This is a genomic window from Salmonella sp. 3C, from assembly GCF_025426275.1.
Taxonomy (GTDB): domain Bacteria; phylum Pseudomonadota; class Gammaproteobacteria; order Enterobacterales; family Enterobacteriaceae; genus Salmonella; species Salmonella enterica.
Genome location: NZ_CP104859.1, coordinates 48,783 through 71,175, shown reverse-complemented (window position 1 = coordinate 71,175; position 22,393 = coordinate 48,783). Strand labels below are relative to the sequence as shown.

23 protein-coding genes and 2 pseudogenes are annotated in these 22,393 nt (G+C 42.8%); 3 read left to right on the top strand and 22 right to left on the bottom strand.

Features of this window, described 5'->3' with window-relative positions:
- The first annotated feature begins 93 nt into the window (after positions 1 to 93).
- Entirely contained in the window at positions 94 to 651 is a 558-nt protein-coding gene (locus N7E69_RS24180) for a recombinase family protein (RefSeq protein WP_001217881.1), read from the top strand.
- 182 nt (positions 652 to 833) lie between these two features.
- Positions 834 to 1,694: a broad-spectrum class A beta-lactamase TEM-1 gene (locus tag N7E69_RS24175; protein ID WP_000027057.1), complete on the top strand. Its 861-nt coding sequence runs from the start codon at positions 834 to 836 to the stop codon at positions 1,692 to 1,694.
- A 227-nt stretch (positions 1,695 to 1,921) separates the two neighbouring features.
- Here N7E69_RS24175 and dqlB read toward each other — a convergent pair whose 3' ends face one another.
- Positions 1,922 to 2,017 carry a DinQ-like type I toxin DqlB gene (dqlB, locus tag N7E69_RS24510; protein ID WP_000609147.1) on the bottom strand — a complete coding sequence of 32 codons (96 nt, stop codon included), beginning with the start codon at positions 2,015 to 2,017 and terminating at the stop codon, positions 1,922 to 1,924.
- A gap of 825 nt (positions 2,018 to 2,842) precedes the next feature.
- On the opposite strand from dqlB, the gene N7E69_RS24170 reads away from it, so the two are divergent.
- Complete coding sequence (locus tag N7E69_RS24170; RefSeq protein WP_000156234.1) at positions 2,843 to 3,970, top strand: hypothetical protein; 1,128 nt, start codon at positions 2,843 to 2,845, stop codon at positions 3,968 to 3,970.
- Between the two features lie 158 nt (positions 3,971 to 4,128).
- Here the strand turns inward: N7E69_RS24170 and N7E69_RS24165 are convergent, their stop codons facing one another.
- From N7E69_RS24165 to N7E69_RS24060, 21 genes and pseudogenes are all read right to left on the bottom strand, one after another.
- On the bottom strand, positions 4,129 to 4,614 hold the full coding sequence (locus N7E69_RS24165; protein ID WP_001281416.1) for an Abi family protein: 486 nt from the start codon (positions 4,612 to 4,614) through the stop codon (positions 4,129 to 4,131).
- A 662-nt stretch (positions 4,615 to 5,276) separates the two neighbouring features.
- Positions 5,277 to 5,711, bottom strand: coding sequence for an H-NS family nucleoid-associated regulatory protein (locus N7E69_RS24160; protein WP_001293135.1), 435 nt, complete (start codon positions 5,709 to 5,711; stop codon positions 5,277 to 5,279).
- 15 nt (positions 5,712 to 5,726) lie between these two features.
- Positions 5,727 to 5,933, bottom strand: coding sequence for a hemolysin expression modulator Hha (hha, locus tag N7E69_RS24155; RefSeq protein ID WP_000850859.1), 207 nt, complete (start codon positions 5,931 to 5,933; stop codon positions 5,727 to 5,729).
- A complete protein-coding gene (locus N7E69_RS24150; RefSeq protein ID WP_001235753.1) occupies positions 5,930 to 8,083 on the bottom strand; it encodes a type IA DNA topoisomerase in 2,154 nt (717 codons plus the stop codon). Before N7E69_RS24150 ends, hha begins: the two co-directional genes overlap by 4 nt.
- A 4-nt stretch (positions 8,084 to 8,087) precedes the next feature.
- Positions 8,088 to 8,663, bottom strand: coding sequence for a hypothetical protein (locus N7E69_RS24145; RefSeq protein WP_001198970.1), 576 nt, complete (start codon positions 8,661 to 8,663; stop codon positions 8,088 to 8,090).
- Positions 8,664 to 8,666: 3 nt separating this feature from the next.
- A pseudogene (locus tag N7E69_RS24140) lies at positions 8,667 to 8,813 on the bottom strand (ATP-binding protein); the annotation flags it as partial.
- Between the two features lie 160 nt (positions 8,814 to 8,973).
- Positions 8,974 to 9,276, bottom strand: a complete 303-nt coding sequence (locus N7E69_RS24135; protein ID WP_015059377.1) for a TrbM/KikA/MpfK family conjugal transfer protein — start codon at positions 9,274 to 9,276, stop codon at positions 8,974 to 8,976.
- Positions 9,273 to 9,686: a cag pathogenicity island Cag12 family protein gene (locus N7E69_RS24130; protein WP_001575522.1), complete on the bottom strand. Its 414-nt coding sequence runs from the start codon at positions 9,684 to 9,686 to the stop codon at positions 9,273 to 9,275. The genes N7E69_RS24135 and N7E69_RS24130 overlap by 4 nt, the downstream gene beginning before the upstream one ends.
- Positions 9,683 to 11,518, bottom strand: a complete 1,836-nt coding sequence (locus tag N7E69_RS24125; RefSeq protein WP_000053823.1) for a type IV secretory system conjugative DNA transfer family protein — start codon at positions 11,516 to 11,518, stop codon at positions 9,683 to 9,685. Before N7E69_RS24125 ends, N7E69_RS24130 begins: the two co-directional genes overlap by 4 nt.
- 2 nt (positions 11,519 to 11,520) lie before the next feature.
- Positions 11,521 to 12,551 (bottom strand): annotated as a pseudogene (gene virB11 / locus N7E69_RS24120) (P-type DNA transfer ATPase VirB11).
- Between the two features lies 1 nt (position 12,552).
- Positions 12,553 to 13,758, bottom strand: a complete 1,206-nt coding sequence (gene virB10, locus N7E69_RS24115; RefSeq protein WP_000139139.1) for a VirB10/TraB/TrbI family type IV secretion system protein — start codon at positions 13,756 to 13,758, stop codon at positions 12,553 to 12,555.
- Positions 13,755 to 14,684, bottom strand: coding sequence for a TrbG/VirB9 family P-type conjugative transfer protein (locus N7E69_RS24110; protein WP_000783377.1), 930 nt, complete (start codon positions 14,682 to 14,684; stop codon positions 13,755 to 13,757). The genes virB10 and N7E69_RS24110 overlap by 4 nt, the downstream gene beginning before the upstream one ends.
- A gap of 4 nt (positions 14,685 to 14,688) precedes the next feature.
- Positions 14,689 to 15,402, bottom strand: coding sequence for a type IV secretion system protein (locus tag N7E69_RS24105; protein WP_000394613.1), 714 nt, complete (start codon positions 15,400 to 15,402; stop codon positions 14,689 to 14,691).
- A 244-nt stretch (positions 15,403 to 15,646) separates the two neighbouring features.
- Positions 15,647 to 16,780, bottom strand: coding sequence for a type IV secretion system protein (locus tag N7E69_RS24095; RefSeq protein ID WP_000513456.1), 1,134 nt, complete (start codon positions 16,778 to 16,780; stop codon positions 15,647 to 15,649).
- A gap of 9 nt (positions 16,781 to 16,789) precedes the next feature.
- Positions 16,790 to 17,017: an EexN family lipoprotein gene (locus N7E69_RS24090; protein ID WP_000835348.1), complete on the bottom strand. Its 228-nt coding sequence runs from the start codon at positions 17,015 to 17,017 to the stop codon at positions 16,790 to 16,792.
- Entirely contained in the window at positions 17,018 to 17,776 is a 759-nt protein-coding gene (locus N7E69_RS24085) for a type IV secretion system protein (protein ID WP_000744198.1), read from the bottom strand.
- 10 nt (positions 17,777 to 17,786) lie between these two features.
- Complete coding sequence (locus N7E69_RS24080) at positions 17,787 to 20,540, bottom strand: VirB3 family type IV secretion system protein (RefSeq protein WP_001675613.1); 2,754 nt, start codon at positions 20,538 to 20,540, stop codon at positions 17,787 to 17,789.
- A gap of 18 nt (positions 20,541 to 20,558) precedes the next feature.
- A complete protein-coding gene (locus tag N7E69_RS24075) occupies positions 20,559 to 20,855 on the bottom strand; it encodes a TrbC/VirB2 family protein (protein ID WP_000916182.1) in 297 nt (98 codons plus the stop codon).
- Positions 20,833 to 21,480: a lytic transglycosylase domain-containing protein gene (locus N7E69_RS24070; protein ID WP_000953526.1), complete on the bottom strand. Its 648-nt coding sequence runs from the start codon at positions 21,478 to 21,480 to the stop codon at positions 20,833 to 20,835. The genes N7E69_RS24075 and N7E69_RS24070 overlap by 23 nt, the downstream gene beginning before the upstream one ends.
- 32 nt (positions 21,481 to 21,512) lie before the next feature.
- The gene (locus tag N7E69_RS24065; protein WP_000125172.1) at positions 21,513 to 21,725 is read right to left on the bottom strand and encodes a hypothetical protein; all 213 of its coding nucleotides are present in this window, start codon (positions 21,723 to 21,725) and stop codon (positions 21,513 to 21,515) included.
- The gene (locus N7E69_RS24060) at positions 21,655 to 22,173 is read right to left on the bottom strand and encodes a transcription termination/antitermination NusG family protein (protein ID WP_001675951.1); all 519 of its coding nucleotides are present in this window, start codon (positions 22,171 to 22,173) and stop codon (positions 21,655 to 21,657) included. Before N7E69_RS24060 ends, N7E69_RS24065 begins: the two co-directional genes overlap by 71 nt.
- Between the last annotated feature and the right edge of the window lie 220 nt (positions 22,174 to 22,393).

Below are 22,393 nucleotides of genomic sequence, written 5' to 3'. Positions count from 1 at the left end.
CATAGTAAAACGGCTTCGTTTGAGTGTCCATTAAATCGTCATTTTGGCATAATAGACACATCGTGTCTGATATTCGATTTAAGGTACATTTTTATGCGAATTTTTGGTTATGCGCGGGTCTCAACCAGCCAGCAGTCCCTCGATATTCAGATCAGAGCGCTCAAAGATGCAGGGGTAAAAGCTAACCGCATCTTTACCGACAAGGCATCCGGCAGTTCAACAGATCGGGAAGGGCTGGATTTGCTGAGGATGAAGGTGGAGGAAGGTGATGTCATTCTGGTGAAGAAGCTCGACCGTCTTGGCCGCGACACCGCCGACATGATCCAACTGATAAAAGAGTTTGATGCTCAGGGTGTAGCGGTTCGGTTTATTGACGACGGGATCAGTACCGACGGTGATATGGGGCAAATGGTGGTCACCATCCTGTCGGCTGTGGCACAGGCTGAACGCCGGAGGATCCTAGAGCGCACGAATGAGGGCCGACAGGAAGCAAAGCTGAAAGGAATCAAATTTGGCCGCAGGCGTACCGTGGACAGGAACGTCGTGCTGACGCTTCATCAGAAGGGCACTGGTGCAACGGAAATTGCTCATCAGCTCAGTATTGCCCGCTCCACGGTTTATAAAATTCTTGAAGACGAAAGGGCCTCGTGATACGCCTATTTTTATAGGTTAATGTCATGATAATAATGGTTTCTTAGACGTCAGGTGGCACTTTTCGGGGAAATGTGCGCGGAACCCCTATTTGTTTATTTTTCTAAATACATTCAAATATGTATCCGCTCATGAGACAATAACCCTGATAAATGCTTCAATAATATTGAAAAAGGAAGAGTATGAGTATTCAACATTTCCGTGTCGCCCTTATTCCCTTTTTTGCGGCATTTTGCCTTCCTGTTTTTGCTCACCCAGAAACGCTGGTGAAAGTAAAAGATGCTGAAGATCAGTTGGGTGCACGAGTGGGTTACATCGAACTGGATCTCAACAGCGGTAAGATCCTTGAGAGTTTTCGCCCCGAAGAACGTTTTCCAATGATGAGCACTTTTAAAGTTCTGCTATGTGGCGCGGTATTATCCCGTGTTGACGCCGGGCAAGAGCAACTCGGTCGCCGCATACACTATTCTCAGAATGACTTGGTTGAGTACTCACCAGTCACAGAAAAGCATCTTACGGATGGCATGACAGTAAGAGAATTATGCAGTGCTGCCATAACCATGAGTGATAACACTGCGGCCAACTTACTTCTGACAACGATCGGAGGACCGAAGGAGCTAACCGCTTTTTTGCACAACATGGGGGATCATGTAACTCGCCTTGATCGTTGGGAACCGGAGCTGAATGAAGCCATACCAAACGACGAGCGTGACACCACGATGCCTGCAGCAATGGCAACAACGTTGCGCAAACTATTAACTGGCGAACTACTTACTCTAGCTTCCCGGCAACAATTAATAGACTGGATGGAGGCGGATAAAGTTGCAGGACCACTTCTGCGCTCGGCCCTTCCGGCTGGCTGGTTTATTGCTGATAAATCTGGAGCCGGTGAGCGTGGGTCTCGCGGTATCATTGCAGCACTGGGGCCAGATGGTAAGCCCTCCCGTATCGTAGTTATCTACACGACGGGGAGTCAGGCAACTATGGATGAACGAAATAGACAGATCGCTGAGATAGGTGCCTCACTGATTAAGCATTGGTAACTGTCAGACCAAGTTTACTCATATATACTTTAGATTGATTTAAAACTTCATTTTTAATTTAAAAGGATCTAGGTGAAGATCCTTTTTGATAATCTCATGACCAAAATCCCTTAACGTGAGTTTTCGTTCCACTGAGCGTCAGACCCCTTGAATATTGTAACTAAAATATGTTTTTATTAAAGGCCGGAGGTGGTTAGCCCCCGGCCTTAGTTACGTTTCCGCTGTCATCAGTCGATGAACTGGCGAATCAGTTCCAGAATTGCAATCAGCGCGTTTGCAACGGCGACCACAGCCCTGAGAACGATGATTAACAAATTAATCATCCGTTTCTCCAGTAAAACTGGAGGAAATCACCGTTGCTTACTCATACACTGCCTGTCACAACGGCTCTCTCGCATTGTTAGGTGTAGAGTGACCTCCTCCTGCCAGAGCACCGAATACAGCACCACCTGTTTATCCAGCCAGGACTTTAAAATCGTTCATACCCGCAGATACGGGAAGAGCAGGATTGCAAGTCAACTACATGACTAACTGACTGATTATACGCTACACAAAACACCCGTTACACCACTAAATGTGGTTCCTTAACCACATTTAGTTGCTTTACAGCACCATAGTGAATAAAATGTAAACGTTAGGTGTAGAGTAACCTTCTCCGGTCAGAGCCACCAACTCAAGGCTGGAAAACACAAAAAAGCCCGATTACCAGTCGGGTTTTTTTGTGCCTGTTGTTCAGTTGTACTTCCGTTTTTCCCCTTCATTTGAGGGATTTTTCTTTCATTTTTTGTTGCGGCCAATACAGCTGATCGCGTTGGCCAACAGAACGATGCCGTTACCGGCATTATCATGAATCCCGTTTTTTCAGTAAGTTGCAGCATACAAAGTAATTAAAAAAACGTCATTTCTTGTTGATGTATGCAGTAGCGGTGGTGCGCTACGTGAAATCTGAGATTTTGTCAAAGGAATTACACACGAGATTTCACAAAGAAGAGGTTTATCGCGTAGCTTTAGCATTGTTAGGACGCTTTTTTAGCCTGTTTTGAACAGAACTATCTATAGTAATAGGACGCACTCCCACGCTATATGCCGTTTAACTCCAAGGAATGGCAATATGATAAAATACGCTTTCTCATAAATGAGGACTTCTAATGACAATTACGGCCTACTCCAAAACGTTCAAGCGTGAACTTGATGCCAGGCAGTTGAAAAATCTTTTTGATGAAAATAATGCCGATTCAGCGCTGAGTTTCCGGGATTTTGTGAAAGCAGATATTGAATGCCCAGCCTGCAATGTTTCTGGCGGTCATTATGTTGCAGAAGCTAAATCGCAGTCGAAAGGCAATGTTGTAAAGCAGGCTCATTTTGCATTTCGCGACAGCCAAGGAAAAGATACTCATCTTCCTTTCTGTGATTTTTACACTGGTTCAGACAAGCTAAATGTCGTTTCTAACGACGGGCGTGTTGATTTCATGCGTTCTGGCTCTGAAGCCACGCAACTGATCGGCTTAATGGTCTGTGCCGGGATTGAAGCCAATATATTCACTCAGCAAGACATTCGGAACATGCGACAATGGTTCCTAGACTTGCGTGAGCAAGGTTCGTTTATCTTCAATCTGAATCCACATATCGTACAGATTGCCAGAGCTTCTCTGATAAGAAACAAAAGAAATAGAGATCAATACATTGTTGATATCAGTGAAACCAAGAATAGTTGGTTTGATATTGATAATGAAGTCTACCAGTCGCTTTACTTCAAGTTTCCCGAGTTGGCTTTGGATCATCGGGATAATCCCGAACTATGGGGGATAAGGCTTAAAGGGGTTGTCACTAAAGCTAAAAGCATTATTGTGAAGGACTCGGGTACATCCACATTTGATAGGTCAATCCTTTCTGAAAAATATCAGTTGGCAACACAAATTGCATCACTGGTTAGAAGTACTCATCCACGGCTACGCGTACTGTTAGGATACACAACCAACGCTCTGAGGAGTAGCAATCCACTGATGGCATTTGCAGCGCTTCTGCTGTTTGTATCTGATTGGGATGTTACAGTCGCTGAAAAGAAGATTAAAGCGATATTGGCCGTAGAAACAGTGACTGACATTACCGCTGGTAATGTGGTTGGCATGAACCCTTTTATCCATTATAGCGCGTGGATCTTGGTTAAAGCCCTGCATGAACTACAATCTGAGCTGGGGTACGAAGTTGATTTTGACGCTGAGTTTAACTTCGAAAAAGAAAGACTGATGAAACTATATTTTCCTAGTGAGCCATAAACGTTTCTGAGTTAAATGAAGATACAGAGACTTCGTAAGAACATTAAAGAAGCATATCTGTCCAGTTTCAAACTTTCAATAGCTTCAGGGTTAAAAGTCTCTAACAGACTTTTTAAATTGCCGAATGTTAATAACTCAATTGACACCCAACCAGGAGGCTATCCACGATGAAACGGACAGTATTCATTAAAATACTTTTCTTTATAATGTTTTGCGAACTCTTCTTTTGATTTTCTGAATGATGCGCTCACATTAGAAACAGTTTTGATATGATTATCACTATTGTTAAATAGTGAGAAATCCAGATACCAGAAAGAATTTTTATTTATTCCAGTAACCCAATAATCAAAAGAACTACGCACGGCAATTTCGATTTTTTGGATCAGCTTAAACACCAACAGTCGTAAATCCTGATCAAACAGATATAGATTATGCGCTTTATCAAAAGTTGCATCCGGATAATATCTGCGAGTAGTTTCATCACGAAAGGGAATCAGATAGGCTTTAAATCGATAGTAGCTACATCTCTCAAGCACTTTCCGAGCATTATCAACATCATTGATAATTAAACCATCCCGTTGCAGCTTCTGACACAAGTCGGTACTTGACTGGTAAGGTTTTTTGTATGGAATGAGATCTGACAATTCAACACCCCTATCAAAAAGTCAAAAAAAAAGCCTCCACTCTTACGACATAAAGTCTGGAGGAAGCTGTTGTTGCTATGAATAGTACACTATTCATTATGTTTTTTTAACAAAAAGTGCCATTTGTAACGAATAACTAGGAGATAATTCACAATCATCATCGAGCTGGTTACGGCAGTATTAGAACTAATCAACTGGCTCCTTTAAGGATTTCGGTCTGGAAAACCAGTAAAATCGTATGTTTCTAGCAGTCCATCGGGGCGGCTTTTTTGTGAGCGAAGAATAGAATAGCTGTTCTGTTCAGCTTTGAGGTGTACCACTGAGCTGTATCCTTCAGGACACAGGGAAAAATCTTACTTCAGTTCGTACTGTAATTCTCTCTCGGTCACTAGGGGGGCTTCAGTACAGCGAAGATGATATTTTTCAATGATCTCTTTGGCTGACAGTGAGGGGGCTATTCTACTGAGCCTACCGCTGACCACGTTGTTCATGCCGGACATACACTGTTCGGCACTTTTAAAGGTAAGTAGCGCCTAGGGCCTACATACGTTCTGGCCTTCCTGACTGGTAAGGCACAATGAACCGACCAAAACGAACATTGAAATCATGACTGAATCTCCTTATTTTTAATAACGCCCTCCAGAAAAAGGAGGGCTGTAGAATCACTTCTCGATGAGAAACTCATCAAGGGAGCGACCTCCTGCCAGTGCTTCAGCAATCGGTTTTGGCGCACGCCCACGACCAGACCAGTATTTCGTTTCACCATTTTCTTCAAATTGATACTTGGGTGGCGCTTTTGGTAACGTTTTTTTACGTGATTTTGGTGCTTCTTCGGACAGACCAAGCAGTTCTTCCGGTGAGAAACCCTCTCCGGCGATTAACTGAAGCAGTTCCTGACGTTTCCGTTCACGCTCTGCTCGTTCAACCGCTTCACGTTCAGCATCTTCACGACGTTCTTCAATAACAACGTTGAGCTTTTCCTGCATTTCGAGCAACTGCTCAAAATCAATCTCACGGGCAAACACACGCAATGAACGAATATTCATCATAGTCCGGCTGATAATGCCGTATTCATCTTCTTTAGTCAGTTCGCTCATAATTAATCCTCTTGTTTAGTGGACGTACTTCCAGACGCCGGAAGGAACCTTATCATAAAGTTTATTCATAACCAGTTCTGCGCGGCGATGGTCTGCGGCAGAATAAAATGCCTCTGATTCTGATAAAGGCAGCTTGTAACGGTTAATCTCAATAACTTTTTCAAGAGTATCTCTTGATGTACATTTTCTTAACTGAAAAAGCCATTCCTGCTTTGTTTTCACTTCTTAGCCCTTGCCGGAAAACCCAGCTTCCCTGTTTTCTTATCCTCAAGGACAAGAACTGTATCATACGTTCCACCACTTTTCTTTTTAAATCCCTTAATCAAATCGGTTTTCCCTGATTTAACCAGTTTTTCGGCCTGTGCCTGGGTGATTTTCTTACCAGAAAACTCACTCCAGATTTTAAATTCACATCCGGTACAGAAATAACCTTTCGGCCTGATAACAATATGTTTACCACAGGAAGGGCAGGGAGAGTCCAGGCGTTGAAACTGCCCTGCTGGCGCAGCGGGTTCAATCTTCATCTCGCCCAGGTCAACATCAGAAATCATGCCTGTCAGTTCACCGTACAGATCATTAATAAACTGTTCAACCGTCAGGTCGCCATTTTCTATGGCAGCCTGCTTTTCAGACCATAATGCTGTCATATCAGGATTAACCGCTATACCAGGCAGGGCATCAATAAGCGCATATCCGGTATCAGTAGGAATAAGTTTCCCTTTTTCCAGCGTGATATAGTTTCTTTTCTTCAACGTTTCCAGAATCGCTGCACGGGTAGCTGGCGTACCAATGCCGCCATGTTCATCTTTTTTGTCTTTATCTTTATCCTTCAACAATTTTTTAATCGTTGGGTCAGTGACAAAATCCGCGACACGAACAAGCGCAGCAAGCAAGGAGGCTTCAGTAAATAATGGCGGCGGTGTCGTTTTCTTCTTATTAACTACAACTTCTTTTGTCGTCAGTGTTTCTCCTGTGCGAATTTTACAGAGCAGTTCAAAAGCGGAATCATCGTTATCTTCTGATTCACCTTCGTCTGTGGTTTCCGCACCAAGAAATGCCTCAAATCCGCTGTCAGTTGTTTTTCTGGCACGAGCATAGAACGACTCATCACCACACTGAATGGCAACCGATACTTCCTGGTATGCTTTTTCAGGCATGAACTGAACAAGATAGTGTTGTGCGATCGCAAGGTAAACATTGCGCTCGTCGGTGCTGAGTGCGTTAACATCAGGCACACTGGCAGTCGGGATTATCGCAGTATGCGCAGTCACCTTTGTACTGTTAAACGCCTTGCTTTTACGTGCGGAATCAATATCCAGCGACTGAGGAAATACTGATTTCAGGGCATCGATAACCTGTGGCGCTTCGCTGAATTGTTCATCAGAAAGATATGAGCAATCAGAGCGGTTATAAGTGATCGCTTTGTATTTTTCGCGTAGTTGTTGCGTAACATCCAGCGTTTTTTGCGCTGTCATTTTGAACTTTTTGTTCATGTATTGCTGGAGCCTGACCAGGTTAAATGGCAACGGTGCAGCAGTTTTTTTATCATCAGTTGCTGCTGCTTCAACTGTAGCCGGTTTTCCTGCAAGGGATGCTGCCGTTCCGTCTGCCCACGCCTTATCAAGTAATTTACGGTCGGTCAGCGGAGCAAATTCACCTGGTTTCCAGTTCGCCCTGAGAACATCAGCACCACGCTGAAAAACTCCGGTCATGGTGTAGTAAAAACTGGATTTATGGTTCTGGTTAGCACGGGTACGATTCACAATCAGGCCAAGAACGGGTGTCTGGACGCGCCCGACAGACAGAACGCCCTGATATCCTCTGGCTTTTGCAGGAATGGTGTAAGCACGCGTCATGGAGAAGCCATAGACGGCATCGGCAACTGAACGCGCCAGCGCCTTAAGGTAAAGCCCTTTGAAATCACGATTATCTTTAAGATTTGCCAGTGCCTTTTTCACTGCCGGAAGCGTGTTGTCGTTTATCAGAACGCGCTTCACGGGTTTTGTGTTTCCTGCATATTCCAAGACTTCATCAACAAGTAGCTGTCCCTCATCATCAGGATCGCCAGCGTGAACAATTTCAGTCACGTCTCCACGTCTGATAAGTTCGAGAATCGTTTTAACCTGTTTTGCTGCACTTTCAACAGGCTGATACTTCACGGGATAAAGACGTAAAGGAAGCGTTTCAACCTTCCAGGCTTTGTATTCAGGATTATAGTTTTCCGGCGGTTGTGATTCGATAATATGACCAAAACAGTTCGTCACAATGGCGTTATCACTTTCAAACCAGCCATCATGGCGGGTAAAATTGCCACCAAGTGCCTTAACAATATCATTTGCTACTGCGGGTTTTTCTGCGATAAAAAGTCTCATTTTGTTATCCTTTACATTGAATTAATCTTTTTGCACAACGGATAGCACGTTCTTCTGATATTACCTGTTGCCAGTTATCTTCACTTACTGGATGTCTGAATCTGCGTTCACAGCCATTAAAAGCAAAAATCCCCTCACGGTTAAGTATATTCGTTGCGATATCCTGGTCTTTAATTCTCAAAAAGGCTGTTACGGCAAAACCAGAATACGAAGCAATTTTTGAAATGATGCATTCATCAGCTTTTATTAACGCTGCAAAAGGAACTATCTTCTGATGACCACACGAAATTAAAGGGAGGGTGTGAATATCATAATAAGCTATTGAATGACAATCCATGCGGGTATCATCAATAGCTGCCAGCCAGAATCCTGTCTGATCTTTTATTTTTCTGCTAATATCTAAATCTGAAACATCAGGGTTTAATAAATATCCACCATAACAGACATGGAAGGGGTGAACAAATTCATCAATATCAGGAAGTTCTTTTACCTGATTTTCTTTCCAGTCCTTCAGGACACCAAATTCAAGAGCATCCAGCAAAAACTTTCGTTCCATCCCATCAAATAATGCATATTGCATGTGTTAATCCTCCAGGTAACTTAAATAGTCAGGTTGCGCCCCGTTCTTCTTATAAAGTTCTTCCCTTTCTTCTATATCTTCATCTGCTTCCTGCACGCTCAGATCAAGGGTTCCTTTCAAAAAGGCACGAGCATTTTTTATTACATCCACTTATGCACTACCAGCAGATAAGCACAATAAAATAGCTATAATAGATTTGGTTACTTTCATTTCTAACCTCAGTGATTGTAACTAATCATCACATTTCGTTGGCGCGAAATGTGATACTTGCAGTACCCTGATACCCGTTGGCGCGGGTATCAGGTTTTAATTAACCTCTGACACGACCAAACTTACTCATGATTTTCGATATAGCCGCTGGATCAGCCGTTGAACACTGATTCAGAAATGCTTTACGGGCATCAAAAATTTTACTCCAGCGAATGCTTCCTTTTTTCTTTTTCAGAATATTAAAAAAATCCTTTTCAGCACTTCTGCACTCACTCCCTCCACCTTGCCCGACTGCTTTTCCATATAAGCAAAGTACCGAAGCGCAAGGGTCAGATGCATACGCAGGTGCTGTCAGCCAGGACACAGTAAAAATTACGATTAGACTTTTGCATATCTTTTTCATGGTAACCTCTGAACATTTATTCTTGACAGATAAATTTCAACATAGTCACTATTCAACCATCTTTTTAGTGGCTGATATTCAATAACACCTGTTGCACCATTTTTTCTTAGCCAGCATTTCGCAGACCAGTAACTATCAAAAGAAGATGTCCTTACAACTATTTTTTCAGAGTGGGCAACGGCATAAAAAACAGAATCATCGTAAAGACGATTTTCTGGTTTAAAACTAGGTAACACATTACTCCATGAGGAATTTATATTATCTGATTTAATAACGTTGGATGTTGGTGTCCAGTTCATTATTTGTGTATTCATAACTTCAGGCCGTTTTTCCCATTCAACCTGTGGCGGTTCAGGTGGAGAGGAACAGGCTGTGAGGAAAAGAATACTGATCATAAGTATTTTTTTCATAGCAAAACCTCAGACTCCAGCTCTCCTACGGAGAGCATTTTTTCTTTTGACGGATATTTAAGCCCTTTCACACCAAATATTTTTTCCGTCTTATTTAGTTCCATCGTCAATGATGCCAGTTTGGGACTCACCTTCATTAATCTGTCCATAAAATACGGATCAAGGTAATAAAGTGCCTTTTCTGCTTTAACAGGGTTCTCTCCCTTCAGGATGATAAACTCTTCTTTAAAGTCCAGCGTTCCCAGCTCCTGTGGAAGCACCAGAGCTCTTCGGGCTTCACTTTCTGATTCGCCCTGTGATGTTGAGCGTCCCCGGCTCTTGCTTGTGCTCTTTGAGGTAGTAGTAATATACCCAAGTTTTTCTGATATCTTCGCGGCATCGTCCTCTTCGCTGACAGCATAGATAATACGGCATGGATGAGCACTCATCAGCGTTTTGGCTCCCTCAATACCATAGATTTCATTTAGCTGACTGATATTCTGATAAATTGTCAGAAGCTTAAGTTTAAAACCTGCAATATACCCTGACCCCTTTTTAATAATTGGCATATAACCAATCGAAGGGAACTCATCAAGAAACATCAGACAGTCATGTTTCAGGGTGGGATCAAAATCAGGATTTTCACGCAATGTCACTTCAACAACGAAGTTGAAAAACAGGTTCAGAAAATCGTAAGCCAGTGATATATCTTCCGCATTAACACCGACATAAACAGTGATATCTTCCCGTCGCAACTGACGGAGATCGAAATCATTACCATCAGTACATTTACGAACGGTTGGGAGATAAAACAGGCTCATTTTCTTACGGAAAGAACCATCAATGCTTGAACGCTGTTCATCTTCCGTTTCGTGATATTCCCTGATTTTGGTCAGGGCATCGCGCAAATGATACAACGCGTTTTCATCAAGCCCGTTTGTTCCCTCCAGTTCTTCCCGCTTACTGAGTATCAGTTCCCGGTCAATATTGCTGTACAAGTCGACGACAGAACCGATTGAGAAAACGGGTTTAAGCCCGAACTCATTAAGCCAGGGCGGCTCATAGTTAATAAAGAAATGAAGCAACTTAGCCAGTCCTGTCCAGTATTGACCCGCAAGATTATTAAAGTACGCTTCTGCCCCTGTCATGCCATAAGACGGAAACAGAATTTCAATCAGTTTAAGCAGATCCTTAGCCCCACTCTCCGCTTTTAAATCAATATAGAAAAGGGGATTAAACTGGTGTGTTTTACTGTTGAAAGGGTCGAGCAGATAAACTTTATTACCCAGCAGTATTTCACGCACCTTACTGGTGATTTTCCACAATTCCTGTTTTGGATCTAACGCAATCAGAGAGTGTTTTCTGACCAGAAGATTAGGGATACCAATGGCGGCACCTTTACCTGCGCGGGTTCCTGCGCCAAGTGATACAAAATCTGGTGCGGTATACCACAGGTATTTACCTTTATATACCCCGACGAGAATATCAGTATCGTTTTCTTTCTCCCATTTCAGAAGTTTCGATTTTCTTAAATCATTATCACTGGCAAACTTCGCGTCACCATAAAGAGCAACATCTGTTTTATTCAGTTGCCAGATAATAAAAACAGGCACGATGAGAGACGAAACCATACCTGATAAAAGAGAGGGGATAGCGGTTAACCTGATATCTGTCCGTATATTACTCTCTGTTATTATTCGCCACAGGAGCATGGAATCAAAATTTTTCCATATATAAAGCGGCGTTTTTCCGTTCAGGAAGTAAACAGCAACAGAACCAGTATAATATGTCACGAGACACATAACCAGACCGATAAAAGCCCACTGGCCTTTATCTGGGAGTTTTAAAGACATAATCACTCCTTCAGTTTTCTGAAATAGTCATCAAAATGAAGTTGTTTGTAGTAAATACCGGAAGCGAACCGAAAATCTTCATCATCAAGGTATTTAATACTCATGATAATATCAATATTACTCAGTACACGTCTTAAAATGACATTGAATGGTAGATTCTGACATTCAGGATTCATATAACATCGCTGGACAATCCCAAGCACGGCAGATTCAGGACTACTTTCGTGAACGGTGGTGATGTTTCCTGCATGGCCTGAACTCGATGCTTTCAGAAAATCCCATGCCTCAGCCCCCTGATTTCTGTCATCAGAATCCTGTCCGGATTCATACGAAAACAGGAACGCAGAAGACTCGCTGAGGTAATAACCTTACTCTCACCCTCTGCCGGATAGTAAAGTTTTACATGGTTTTTATGGAATCTGAATTTTGCTTCATCAGTATCTTCAATAGAAATACACCGCAGATGATGCGGTATATATTCCAGACAGGCATTTGCAAAGGTAGTTTTACCAGACCCCGTCCCTCCACAGAAAACTATCGTTTTCCCCTGACTCAGTGATTCAGGTATAACCCGTTCAAAATATTCGGAAGTGATTAAAGCAGAAATATTATCTTCCATAATGGAATCACCACTTAAACCACCGACGCGTGAATAAAACCCCTGTTTTATAAATTTGTCATGACTGATAAAAATACCTGACGGCTTACGGATTGTTATAGAAACAGTATCTTTTTCTGTTGCCGGTGGGATCACAACCTGAACACGTTCTCCACCCGGAAGCGTGGCGGAACGCAGGGGATATTCAGGAGTCACAGAACCACCGTCATGAAAATCAGCCAGTGTGGATGCAAAAGAAAGACAATCACTGTAACTCATCTTTTGTTCATACCATTGCCACTTTCCCCTGACCTTTATAAATATTTCTCCTGGTCGGTTAACAGCGATTTCCGTGACACCATCAATCTCATTCAGCCAGTGATAAAAATAATCGTTGACCACATCATAAATCAGATGTCTGTTTTCGTTATTCACATTAACCCCCTTTCATTTTCAGTTTATAAATACCTGAAAAATCCAGATCCTGACCGACAATCAGAGTAATAATTTCGCCCTGATTTTTATAAAGCGTTGGCGGAATATTCACACTATTAGAAAATGCTTCGCGTGCTATATCAGCAAAAGCCTGGCGACTGTTTGCCGTATAGTCGGTCTGGCTGTCCCTGTTGTTCTGTGCAATACCACTGGCGGCCTGACTTAAATCCGGTATCATCCCGACCATCATTGCACCAAGAAAACGTTCACTGAAATGAGTGTCAATCCAACCAGAAGCACCGGCTTCGCCTAACGCGCCAGCCGCCTGTGAGTCAACCAGGGGAATATCAATAAAAGGCTTACTGCGAGTACGTAGCTTGTAAGCCATAACAAACACACGCCCTTGTCCATGATTTAAAGACCCGGCCTTATACATCAGTTTTGCGGCGGTTCCTCTTTCGATAAGTTTTACATTACCGCTGGCGCTGTATATATCGCTGTTGACCGTACATTCCAGTTTCCCCGCCAGGTCAGAAACAAAACGCCTGTCCAGTGAACAGGGAATTGATGTCCCTTCCGGGATAAACAAATTTGGGTCATATGGAAGTTTCGTTATTTTCGCCAGTGGCGCAGATTCTGTAGCCTGTGCGGTTGCTTTTGCTTCATCCTTTTTATCGCTTTCTGGCTCACTGGCCGCAGTATGTGAAACTGACGTTCCCGCTGAACTGCTGCTGTTTCCTGCCTGGCTGCCATCAAGAGAAACATCAAGTGCACGGCTGAAGCTCTGCTGTTTATTTTCCGGCGGTTCAGTCTTTTCAGAAGAAATGACTTTTTCTTCCTCTGGTTTCTCTGTTTTTTTCTGTGCGGTATTAAAAGGATCGATATCTTCGCTCAGTCCGGTCTGACGTTTAGCCGCTCCGGTTGCAAGCGGCTGACTTGCGGGTTTCTCATCCCCTGACGACACAGAACGGATAATGGACGGGATATAATAAACAGAAACACCGGCAGCAAGCAGAAGAAAACCCACGACGAGGATAATCATCCCTTTACGTGACTTTTTAAGTTTTTCAATACCAAGCTGCAATGCTGGCTTGCCAGGCTCTTCTTCCGGAGTCTTCCCGGCCTGTTCCAGTTCTTTCTGTCTGCGTTCCCGTAGCTGCTGTTCAATTTCGGTTGCAGTCGGGATTTTATTTTCCTGTTCAGTCACTGGATCACCTCTTTCTTAACATCCGGGGATACCGTATCTCCGGCTGGTAAACGTACTTTTCCGAAGCCCAGGTTCTCAATCCCCACCACCTGCTCACCAAGACGTAAAACAAAACGCTTATCAACCGGTACGCCAACAGCCGTAAAACTCCCGCTCTGTTTAATCACAGGATTGGTAAGAGTCTCCTGCATACCGTTCATCACAAAGACGCTGGGAATTTTCTTTAACGGACTGAAGCCGAACCAGGTATAACGACCATCGTCATATGCATAATCAGGGCTGATATCCTGGCTGCCTTCAGCAACCCGCTTCCAGTACTGCCAGTTACGGGGCGATTTCGCATTTTCCAGGGAACGGTTGATTGCCTGTTCCTCCAGGCGTCTGGCAAGAGCCTCTGTGCGTTTCTTCTCAATTTCGGCCTGTTCCTTCCGGCGTTCCTGCGGATACTGGTAATTCACCACAAACGCAATTTTCTCCGGCTGTCGGAACGTTCTGGCGTTCAGCTCCATGCTGTAATTACGTTTCGTGGTGCGAACAAACAGATTCATTCGCCAGCGTTCAAGCTCATTTTCCGGGTCAAGAGCAACACTGACGGATTCAGAAGAGGTGTTACCGTTTGCATCCGTATTATTTTTCTGAACAGTTTGTTTAACAGGACGAACTTCCAGGTATACCAGGTTATCTTCTTTATTAACCGCCCATCCCTGCGGAAAACCGGTTCTGGCACTGATAACTGTTTCATCTTCATCAAATACCAGTGTGGTGGTGTATCCAACGGCACTGTTAATTATGGTGGTATTATTGGGGTTATAACTGACTATCTGATTGCGTGGGTCAAAGCGACTGCCTGAAGGAAGAACAGCAGCATTACAGACGTGCGCCGCCATCAGAAGCGCCATAATTAACGCTCCTTTATTCATTTTCATATTATTAACCTCTGGCTTCTTTATCGCGAACGTAGCTTGTTACAACGAACTTAAGAGGATTGTTATTACGTTCCCCTGACACCATTTCAACCTGCGGTTCGATACGATAAGTCAGGCGAACATTCCAGAACTCCTGGCGGGTTTGTCCGGTAGCAACATCCCTGATGGTCAGACGAAAACGAATATACGCACCGATATCTTTATCATCCGTCCGTGACGAAGGTGAAATTATGACAGATGGATTATCCTGAACCATTGCCGTTTTTTCTGCTTTGTTATAAACAAGTTTTGGTGCCTGTTCACTGTTAAATAATGCGTTATAATCTGCCGCGACATTCTCCGCGCTGTAAGCCATTACATAATCATAATCATGCTGGAGACTGAAAAAATTATAACCTTCACGATGTTTTATATACTGGGTGATAAAATATCGGGCAATGGCTTCGTTTTCAGAAAGATTTTCTTTTTTAACAGAAGTCAGACGTTCAGCCACACCTGTAACCTTATCGATAAGGTAGGCATCAACAACTGTTGTTTTCAGTGGTAATGCTGCATTTAATGCAAGTAAAGACAGACCACCAATTAACATGCCTCCGATACCACCGAATTTATAAATACGATTCATTCTCTCCTGTAGTGCAATGTTTTTTTCTTCAAACGAAACTGATGAGTCAGTAACGTCTTTTTTATTTTTAAATCCGGGAAGTTTAAATTCCATTTTGCATTACCTCAGCAGAATTAACAGGTTCGCTTTTCCCGGAAACGGGCGGTAGTTTATGTGACGCCTGACAACCAGCGAGACAAAGCGTCACGAAAGCCACAATAAGTAGTTTCATAATATGAACACCTGTATAACAGATTAATATTTACAGAAGACTCACTCTGAACAAAGAAAATAGATCGCGACAAGCCCGTTAATTATGAAAAGAACATTTAAAATGGTATCAACACTCATAATTAAATCACCCTCCATACATTTTCTTTGCCCTCTCAATAGCTGCCTGACGAAGCTTTTTGGCACCAATATTAACGCCCTGTCCGGCCAGGTTAGCGGTCTTACCCGTTATTCCCGGAGACTGACCAAACCCGCCTTCCTGACGACGCAGACCTTTCCATGCACCAATACCGGCATTTCTGCCCATACCAAGTGCGCCACGCGCCATACGGGATGCACCGAAAACGCCAGCACCAATCCCCATAGCGGCTGCGCCCTGCATGGCACCTTCAACACCCACACCTGCAATCTGTGAAGCATAACTTTTCGCCTGCCAGATAATCCAGGCCATGAAAATGCCAGCAGCTAATGAAGTTACTCCCGTTTGAAGAAGATTGTTTTCTGATGCTGTAGCAATAGACGTACTTAATGCCATGTTTAATTGCCATGTCCCAGCTCTTAGTGCTAATGCTGCAAATAGAAAAACCAGTAACGAGCTAAAATTAAGCTGTAGCCAGCTATTAAACATTTGCCGAAGGAAACCAAACATCAAACACATGATAAATATTGGCGCAGTGACAGAAAGTAATAGTAATGTTAATTCAGCAGATGCAAATACTATAGAACAAAGCAATAATGCCAAAACTCCACCAACATAAGTTAATAAAGCACCAATCCCACCGGCAACAGGCACAGTAGATGTATCTTTATCAAAAATAAGAGTTGCAACTTGTATAACCTTCACCCATAACTGATCCATCCATACCCACGGATCTCCCCCTGCCAATGTATTTTTCAATCCATCAATAGCATCTGTTGCTGATGTAAGTATTCCCCCTGTATTCTTAACAAAAAGCAATATTATGTAAAACCTACAGATATTCCAGATAAAATCAGGTACAGGTGTCTGTTGTTTCCTTGCTAATACAGTAAAGGCATACCATAAAACATACAGAGAAACTCCATATTTACCAAGAGTATAAGCCACATCTGAATATTCACTTAATTTTCCAGATATACTCTTATTGAGAATATTAAATATAACTTCATGAGTTGTCTGAAAAAAATCAGAATTAAACCCAGGAACACCTCCCGCATTTGCGGGAGAGGTTACATTACCTGATAAATCAGTACCATCCGGTATACCAGTGACAATCCCCATACATCACCCTCAATTTATTGGTAAACCAACCGCCTTTCTCCGTTCAAAAGACAAATGTGCTCGCTTAACGTTCTTACAATTATCAGAATCGCTACCAGACTTCTGACACTCTTCAAATTTTTTGTATGTCTCCTTCGGATGTGCAAGCCACCAATCAACCGATTTTGTTTCTTCAAAACATCCAGAAAGACTAAAAACAGATATAATGACAAGGCCAGCAGTAGCGATACTTTTCATTTAATCATCCTCATATGATTTCATTGCCATATAAGCTTTTCTGTAAGAAGGAGGCACGGCTTCACGTTGCTGTTTTCTGAAAGAAGCCTGAGCCATCTTCTCTTTATATTCTGCAAGATCTCGTTGCTTATCGCGATACATTTGATACTGAAATTTGAGCTTCTCGAACTTCAGTTGTTCAAGTGCAACAGCGTTTGTTGCATCCTGCGTGGCCTTCGTATCCTTCGCATTTTTGACTTGATCAATAAGGTCTTTCATCGTCTGGTTGTCCTGACGAAGCTTGCTCTCCAGCTTGTTACCGTATTCCACGCTTGCCAGTTGAGAAAGGAACGTCGCTTCACATCCCCGTACCAGGTCACCGGAATATCCCAGGTTATGACAGGTATCTGTTACCCTGTAATCTGACAATAACGATTTGGCCTGTTCCGATAACGCACTTTCAGGATTTTTAATGTAATCGTCAATAAAAGCATTCCCCTGATCATAAATCTGCATCAGCTCCTTACTCACTGACTGTGCGGACTGCACCAGTCCCTGCACATCACGGATACCCGTTTTTGACAGCAGCTCCTGTTTGTACGCATTTATCTGATTTTCGTAATGTTTCACCGTTTCTGCCCATTGCTTAAGGCGTTCTGTCCATCGTCCGGCTTCAATCGCCCATTCAGGGTTGGCGTCGATGGCAACAGGTATCCCTGCCTGAGCGCCGGAAATAACAATCAGTGAAGCGACGAATGCCGCCATAATTTGCTTTTTCATTGGTGATTCCTCAAATAAGGTTCGCCTGTTCCAGATAGGTATCAAGCCACTCTTCCGGCTTCATTCCTTCTTTCCAGATTTCATCGAACAGTTCTAACTGGGGTTTTGATGCACTGAGAACCGGTAAGTAATACGCTGCTTTTCCCAGCTCCAGTCTGGCAAAAGCAGCAAAATCATCACTTTCACCTTTCCTCTGTGGGTTCTTAACAACCAGGAACTGGCGGGACAGCGGATCAATAGCTTTAATTTTGTCAAAATAAAGCTCCCTGACCTGCAAACCATCAACATATTCACTACGTTTGGCTTTCGGGTTTGCCAGATAGATATGAGTGGCGCATTGCTCACGAACCGCTGCCGCAATGGGTGATTTAATCAGTTCATCCGGTGACTGTGTGGCTACGACAAGCACCATATCGAGTTTACGTCCGGTTTTCAGCTTGTTGTAAACAAAGTCCCTGAACGCTTCGTTATTGATCCATTGCCAGAACTCATCCATGTAGATAAGAAGCCTGCGACCATCGGCCAACATGGTGACCCGATAGATGAGATAGAATGAAGCAGCACTGGCCAGCACCTTATTATCCAGGAACTCCGTTCCATCAATACCGAAAACATCCAGGTTATCGACATCAAACGTGTCTTCCCGATTGTCGAACACCCAGCCAAACTCTTCCCCCTGCGTCCACGGCTTAAGACGGGCTTTAAGTCCATGACGTTTGGTTTCAGTATCATCCGGCTCCTGGATAAGAGGCCGTAGTTTACTGATAGGATAAGAGCGATCTGACCGTTGCATAAGACGTTCAACCGCATCTGAAATCAGGCTGTTCTGGTAATCATCGAGCGGCTCACTGTTGAGAGTACAAAGCAGCCTCACCAGGTCCTTCATAAAAGCGATATTACGTTTTGTTGGCGGCAGTGCGGCGGGATTCCAGCCTGTCGGCTCTCCCTCCTTCACCCGGTAATAAGATCCCCCCATTGCCCGTATACCGACTTCACCTGCCCGGTCTTTATCGAAAAAAACCGTGGTCAGTTTTTTCAGTTTTCTGTTTGCAGGGAATGATTCCGGCGTACCGAACTGCTGGGCGGCAAATGCTTTTGTCATCAGTAATACGGTTTTACCCACGTTAGACGTACCGAGAATTTCGGTATTCCCCAGCGTCGGGTTCTTACCGAAGAAATTCTGATGTTCAGTCGTCATATGGTAATTCAGATGGTAGATATCATTACCTGACCCCCGAAGAGTAATCAGTTTTTCCCCCCAGGTATTTCCTTTTTCTTTTCCTGAAAAGAAATTATGAAAACTTTCCATTTCGGCAAAATTAAGACTACTGAGGGTACTCAGACGAGGGCGAAGCGTATAATTTCCTGGTAGCTGAGCAAAATAAGCTGCGCCAAGACTCAGTGTTGAATAAGTGACAATCAGCCCCAAATCTTCCAGAGTGGAAGTCACGATATTGGTGTCTTTCACCAGACGCTCCGGTGAATCCGCAAAGACAACCAGGGTCTGATGCGATTTCCCGAAAGAAATATATCCACTGGAAACCATATCCAGTCCGACTTTCAGATCTGCCAGCAAAGATTTGGCAGCATCATCTGTCATTTCCAGCTTATCGATCTGATCATCCAGCGCCTTAATCGCTGACTGCTTATCCATCGCAGTAAAGGACGATGTCACGACATACTCAACGGGGAGATACATCAGAGCATCCAGAATACCGGCATCCGTCTCCTGAAAATAATCCTTAATCTCTATGCAACGAAAATACCGGGCATGGTCTGACGCGGTAATTTGTCCGGCATCATTACCAAAGAACAGGTCTTTTCCTCCCAGATATGTATAAAACGGACTACTGCTAACCCTGACCTTTTGCCATCGACCAGAAAGTAGATACTGGAACAGAGATAACTGATCTGAATAAACAACCCCATGATCTTCATAAAGCCCAAGACGTCGGGAATGAAAACGGGACAGATAGGTATTCAACCTGTCGCAAATTTCATTCATTTCATTAACAGGCTCTTTAAAGATATCTTTTTGTTTTTTACTGCGTGAAAAGAAATGTGTTACTTTATCTTCCGTAGTAAAAGGTTTAAAACAAATCGTCAGAAATAATTTATTCTCGAAAAATTCAGACTGAGGGAATGACTCGTAATAATCATTCATTACTCTGTTCACAAAAGGAATTTTACTGTTAAATACTGGTCTGACGTCCTTTTTACACCTGATACGATGAGGATAAAGCGTAACAGATTTCCCTTCAAAGCTACGTATAAGCGTATTAAGCTGATCTGTCAGAATTGACAAATCTTCAGAATCAACACACTCAAAGTAAGCACCGTCTATCTGCCAGGTTGCCAGCAAATCCCGGTTTTTTGTAACGATAATATTATCAGTGATATGTGAAGAGTACGGAATTAACTCTTCAACAGAAGACTGGTCTTTCAGCTTCATAAAGTTATCCACTTTTGAAATATCAACTTCGTCGTACTGGCTCCCCGCATAATGGACTGCGCTGAATCGCTTGTTTGATAAAGGATGCCCTTTGACAAGAGTTCTCAGATACAGAAGGTCAAAAAAGCGTTCATCAAACTGTGTTACACGCCTGATGGCATACCAGCCAGGAAGAATAAGGGCATACATAGCCTCATGAATCCAGACACCAAGCAGAACACAAATAATGCACATTCCAAGAAAGGGGTAGAGCGGAACGCCCAGCCCCCTTATTAAAGCAGGGCGCGTAAGACCTTTAAAAAGAGTACTCATAGTGCGCCCATCCTTTAATTACGCAAGCCAGTCAGGAATATATGGTGCAACAATAAAGATGATAATTCCGATAACAAGTGGGACTATCCATGAGGTATGTTGACGAGAAAATATCGCAATATATCCAATAACAAGAGCAATAATTGTAATTGCAGGTTTACGAATATCCGTTAAAAAATCAATTATTTTCTGTAAAAAACCAGTTGTCTTCGTAGACACATCATCCGCAAAAGCAGGTTCTGCAACACAAAGCATCAACGCAGCCATAAATAGAGAAAGCGTTAAATAACGTTTATTCAGATTTAATTTCAACATCTTTTGTTTCCTTTTCATTTGATACAGTGCCACGCATGGCGTATTGAGGATATATAATGATTTCTTCAGGTGTGATAGTCGTCTTATTCTCCTTTTTAATCATTTCCTTTACAGAGGGAACAATAAAAATTTTTTTATTATCAGGAGGGCTAAATCCTATACGTTGTACATAACTTGTATTATTAAATTCAGGTTCTGGCTTTACTCCTGTTTCTGGATTGCCGGAATAATAGCAACTCAGACCACGCACTAAGTCGCCACCTCGTTTATAACAGTCAACCAGTATTTTTTCTGATACCTTAAGATTTTCGCATGGATCAAACATTTTCTCTGCTGTTGTGCCGAACTTTGCAAAATTGGTACTTGTTATTTGCATAAGTCCTACAGAGTAACGATGATTCCGTAATTCAATGTTTTTAACGATCTTAAGTGCTGCCTCCTTTGATTCTGGAAAGTAAGATACTACGCCTTTATCACCAGGTTTGCGTTTAACCTTTGGTATTATTTCCGCAATCGCATATGGGTTAAAACCTGATTCAACCCTGGCGACTTCGTGCGTTGTGTCAGGATGAACGCTGGCAGCGCATTGCATGGCAAGCGCAAGAAAAGTAGAAGTAGATAACATAAATATTCCACATTCAGAACACCGGGGCGCTATCACTCGTCAGGAATATCAGCCCCATGAATAAGTTCTTTCATCGCCTGAGATTTGTATTTTTTAATAAGATACTGAACAAAACCAGAATCAGAGATACGTCTCCCCCTCTTGAAACTTATTTCAATTGCAATTTTTTCAACTTCAACACGAACTTCTGTAGGAAGGTAGAGTACATTGCGTTGCGGTTTCCGCTTTCCTTTTATAGCTGTCATTTTTTAACCTGTCGTATTTTCTGTTACACACATAGTCGGCAAAGACTTGTCCACGCTTTGAAGCGTCTGCAAGGAGAAGTATTTTTGCCAGACAGGAGTTATTCATCAGGCTTAAATTCATCGAAAAAATCTTCTCCTGCTCTTTTACTTCATTTATGACACTCAGAGGAACTTCAGCAGGATATTCACCAAAACTGACCAGTCCATAAACATTTTTCATCCGGGTAAAGCAGGATGGATGTACAACCTCAAAATCCAGAAGAACGAATACATAACCGGGAAACATTGGAATGATTTGTCCCCTGTATGCACTACAGTCACGCCTCTTATAGAAAGTGCGTATAACTGGATTGTAGTAAGCGATACCGCTCCGGGATAACTGCAACAGAACCGACTGATGAAAATGCGGAGAACACTGAAGCAGGTAAAACTGTTTCTGTCCTTTCATACTCAATCCCCGATATACAGATGTGACAAAACACAAGCCAACCGTGGTTGCTTGTGAGAAATCACGCCCCTATGAAGAGAGACTTTTTACTATTGCGCGAAGTTTATACTACAAGTAGCTTATGCTAAGTTCAACACATAAAACAGATCTTTCTATCTTGATAAATCAATTTTACTTTCATTTATTCCACATAAACAATGAAACACAGAATATTCATCTT

What these genes read in the sequence shown, in the direction of transcription:
- N7E69_RS24180 (WP_001217881.1), top strand. Translation starts at nt 94, where the DNA reads ATGCGAATTTTTGGTTATGCGCGGGTCTCAACCAGCCAGCAGTCCCTC.
- N7E69_RS24175 (WP_000027057.1), top strand. Translation starts at nt 834, where the DNA reads ATGAGTATTCAACATTTCCGTGTCGCCCTTATTCCCTTTTTTGCGGCA.
- dqlB (WP_000609147.1), bottom strand. Translation starts at nt 2,017, where the DNA reads ATGATTAATTTGTTAATCATCGTTCTCAGGGCTGTGGTCGCCGTTGCA.
- N7E69_RS24170 (WP_000156234.1), top strand. Translation starts at nt 2,843, where the DNA reads ATGACAATTACGGCCTACTCCAAAACGTTCAAGCGTGAACTTGATGCC.
- N7E69_RS24160 (WP_001293135.1), bottom strand. Translation starts at nt 5,711, where the DNA reads ATGAGCGAACTGACTAAAGAAGATGAATACGGCATTATCAGCCGGACT.
- N7E69_RS24150 (WP_001235753.1), bottom strand. Translation starts at nt 8,083, where the DNA reads ATGAGACTTTTTATCGCAGAAAAACCCGCAGTAGCAAATGATATTGTT.
- N7E69_RS24145 (WP_001198970.1), bottom strand. Translation starts at nt 8,663, where the DNA reads ATGCAATATGCATTATTTGATGGGATGGAACGAAAGTTTTTGCTGGAT.
- N7E69_RS24135 (WP_015059377.1), bottom strand. Translation starts at nt 9,276, where the DNA reads ATGAAAAAGATATGCAAAAGTCTAATCGTAATTTTTACTGTGTCCTGG.
- N7E69_RS24130 (WP_001575522.1), bottom strand. Translation starts at nt 9,686, where the DNA reads ATGAAAAAAATACTTATGATCAGTATTCTTTTCCTCACAGCCTGTTCC.
- N7E69_RS24125 (WP_000053823.1), bottom strand. Translation starts at nt 11,518, where the DNA reads ATGTCTTTAAAACTCCCAGATAAAGGCCAGTGGGCTTTTATCGGTCTG.
- N7E69_RS24110 (WP_000783377.1), bottom strand. Translation starts at nt 14,684, where the DNA reads ATGAAAATGAATAAAGGAGCGTTAATTATGGCGCTTCTGATGGCGGCG.
- N7E69_RS24105 (WP_000394613.1), bottom strand. Translation starts at nt 15,402, where the DNA reads ATGGAATTTAAACTTCCCGGATTTAAAAATAAAAAAGACGTTACTGAC.
- N7E69_RS24095 (WP_000513456.1), bottom strand. Translation starts at nt 16,780, where the DNA reads ATGGGGATTGTCACTGGTATACCGGATGGTACTGATTTATCAGGTAAT.
- N7E69_RS24090 (WP_000835348.1), bottom strand. Translation starts at nt 17,017, where the DNA reads ATGAAAAGTATCGCTACTGCTGGCCTTGTCATTATATCTGTTTTTAGT.
- N7E69_RS24085 (WP_000744198.1), bottom strand. Translation starts at nt 17,776, where the DNA reads ATGAAAAAGCAAATTATGGCGGCATTCGTCGCTTCACTGATTGTTATT.
- N7E69_RS24080 (WP_001675613.1), bottom strand. Translation starts at nt 20,540, where the DNA reads ATGAGTACTCTTTTTAAAGGTCTTACGCGCCCTGCTTTAATAAGGGGG.
- N7E69_RS24075 (WP_000916182.1), bottom strand. Translation starts at nt 20,855, where the DNA reads ATGTTGAAATTAAATCTGAATAAACGTTATTTAACGCTTTCTCTATTT.
- N7E69_RS24070 (WP_000953526.1), bottom strand. Translation starts at nt 21,480, where the DNA reads ATGTTATCTACTTCTACTTTTCTTGCGCTTGCCATGCAATGCGCTGCC.
- N7E69_RS24065 (WP_000125172.1), bottom strand. Translation starts at nt 21,725, where the DNA reads ATGACAGCTATAAAAGGAAAGCGGAAACCGCAACGCAATGTACTCTAC.
- N7E69_RS24060 (WP_001675951.1), bottom strand. Translation starts at nt 22,173, where the DNA reads ATGAAAGGACAGAAACAGTTTTACCTGCTTCAGTGTTCTCCGCATTTT.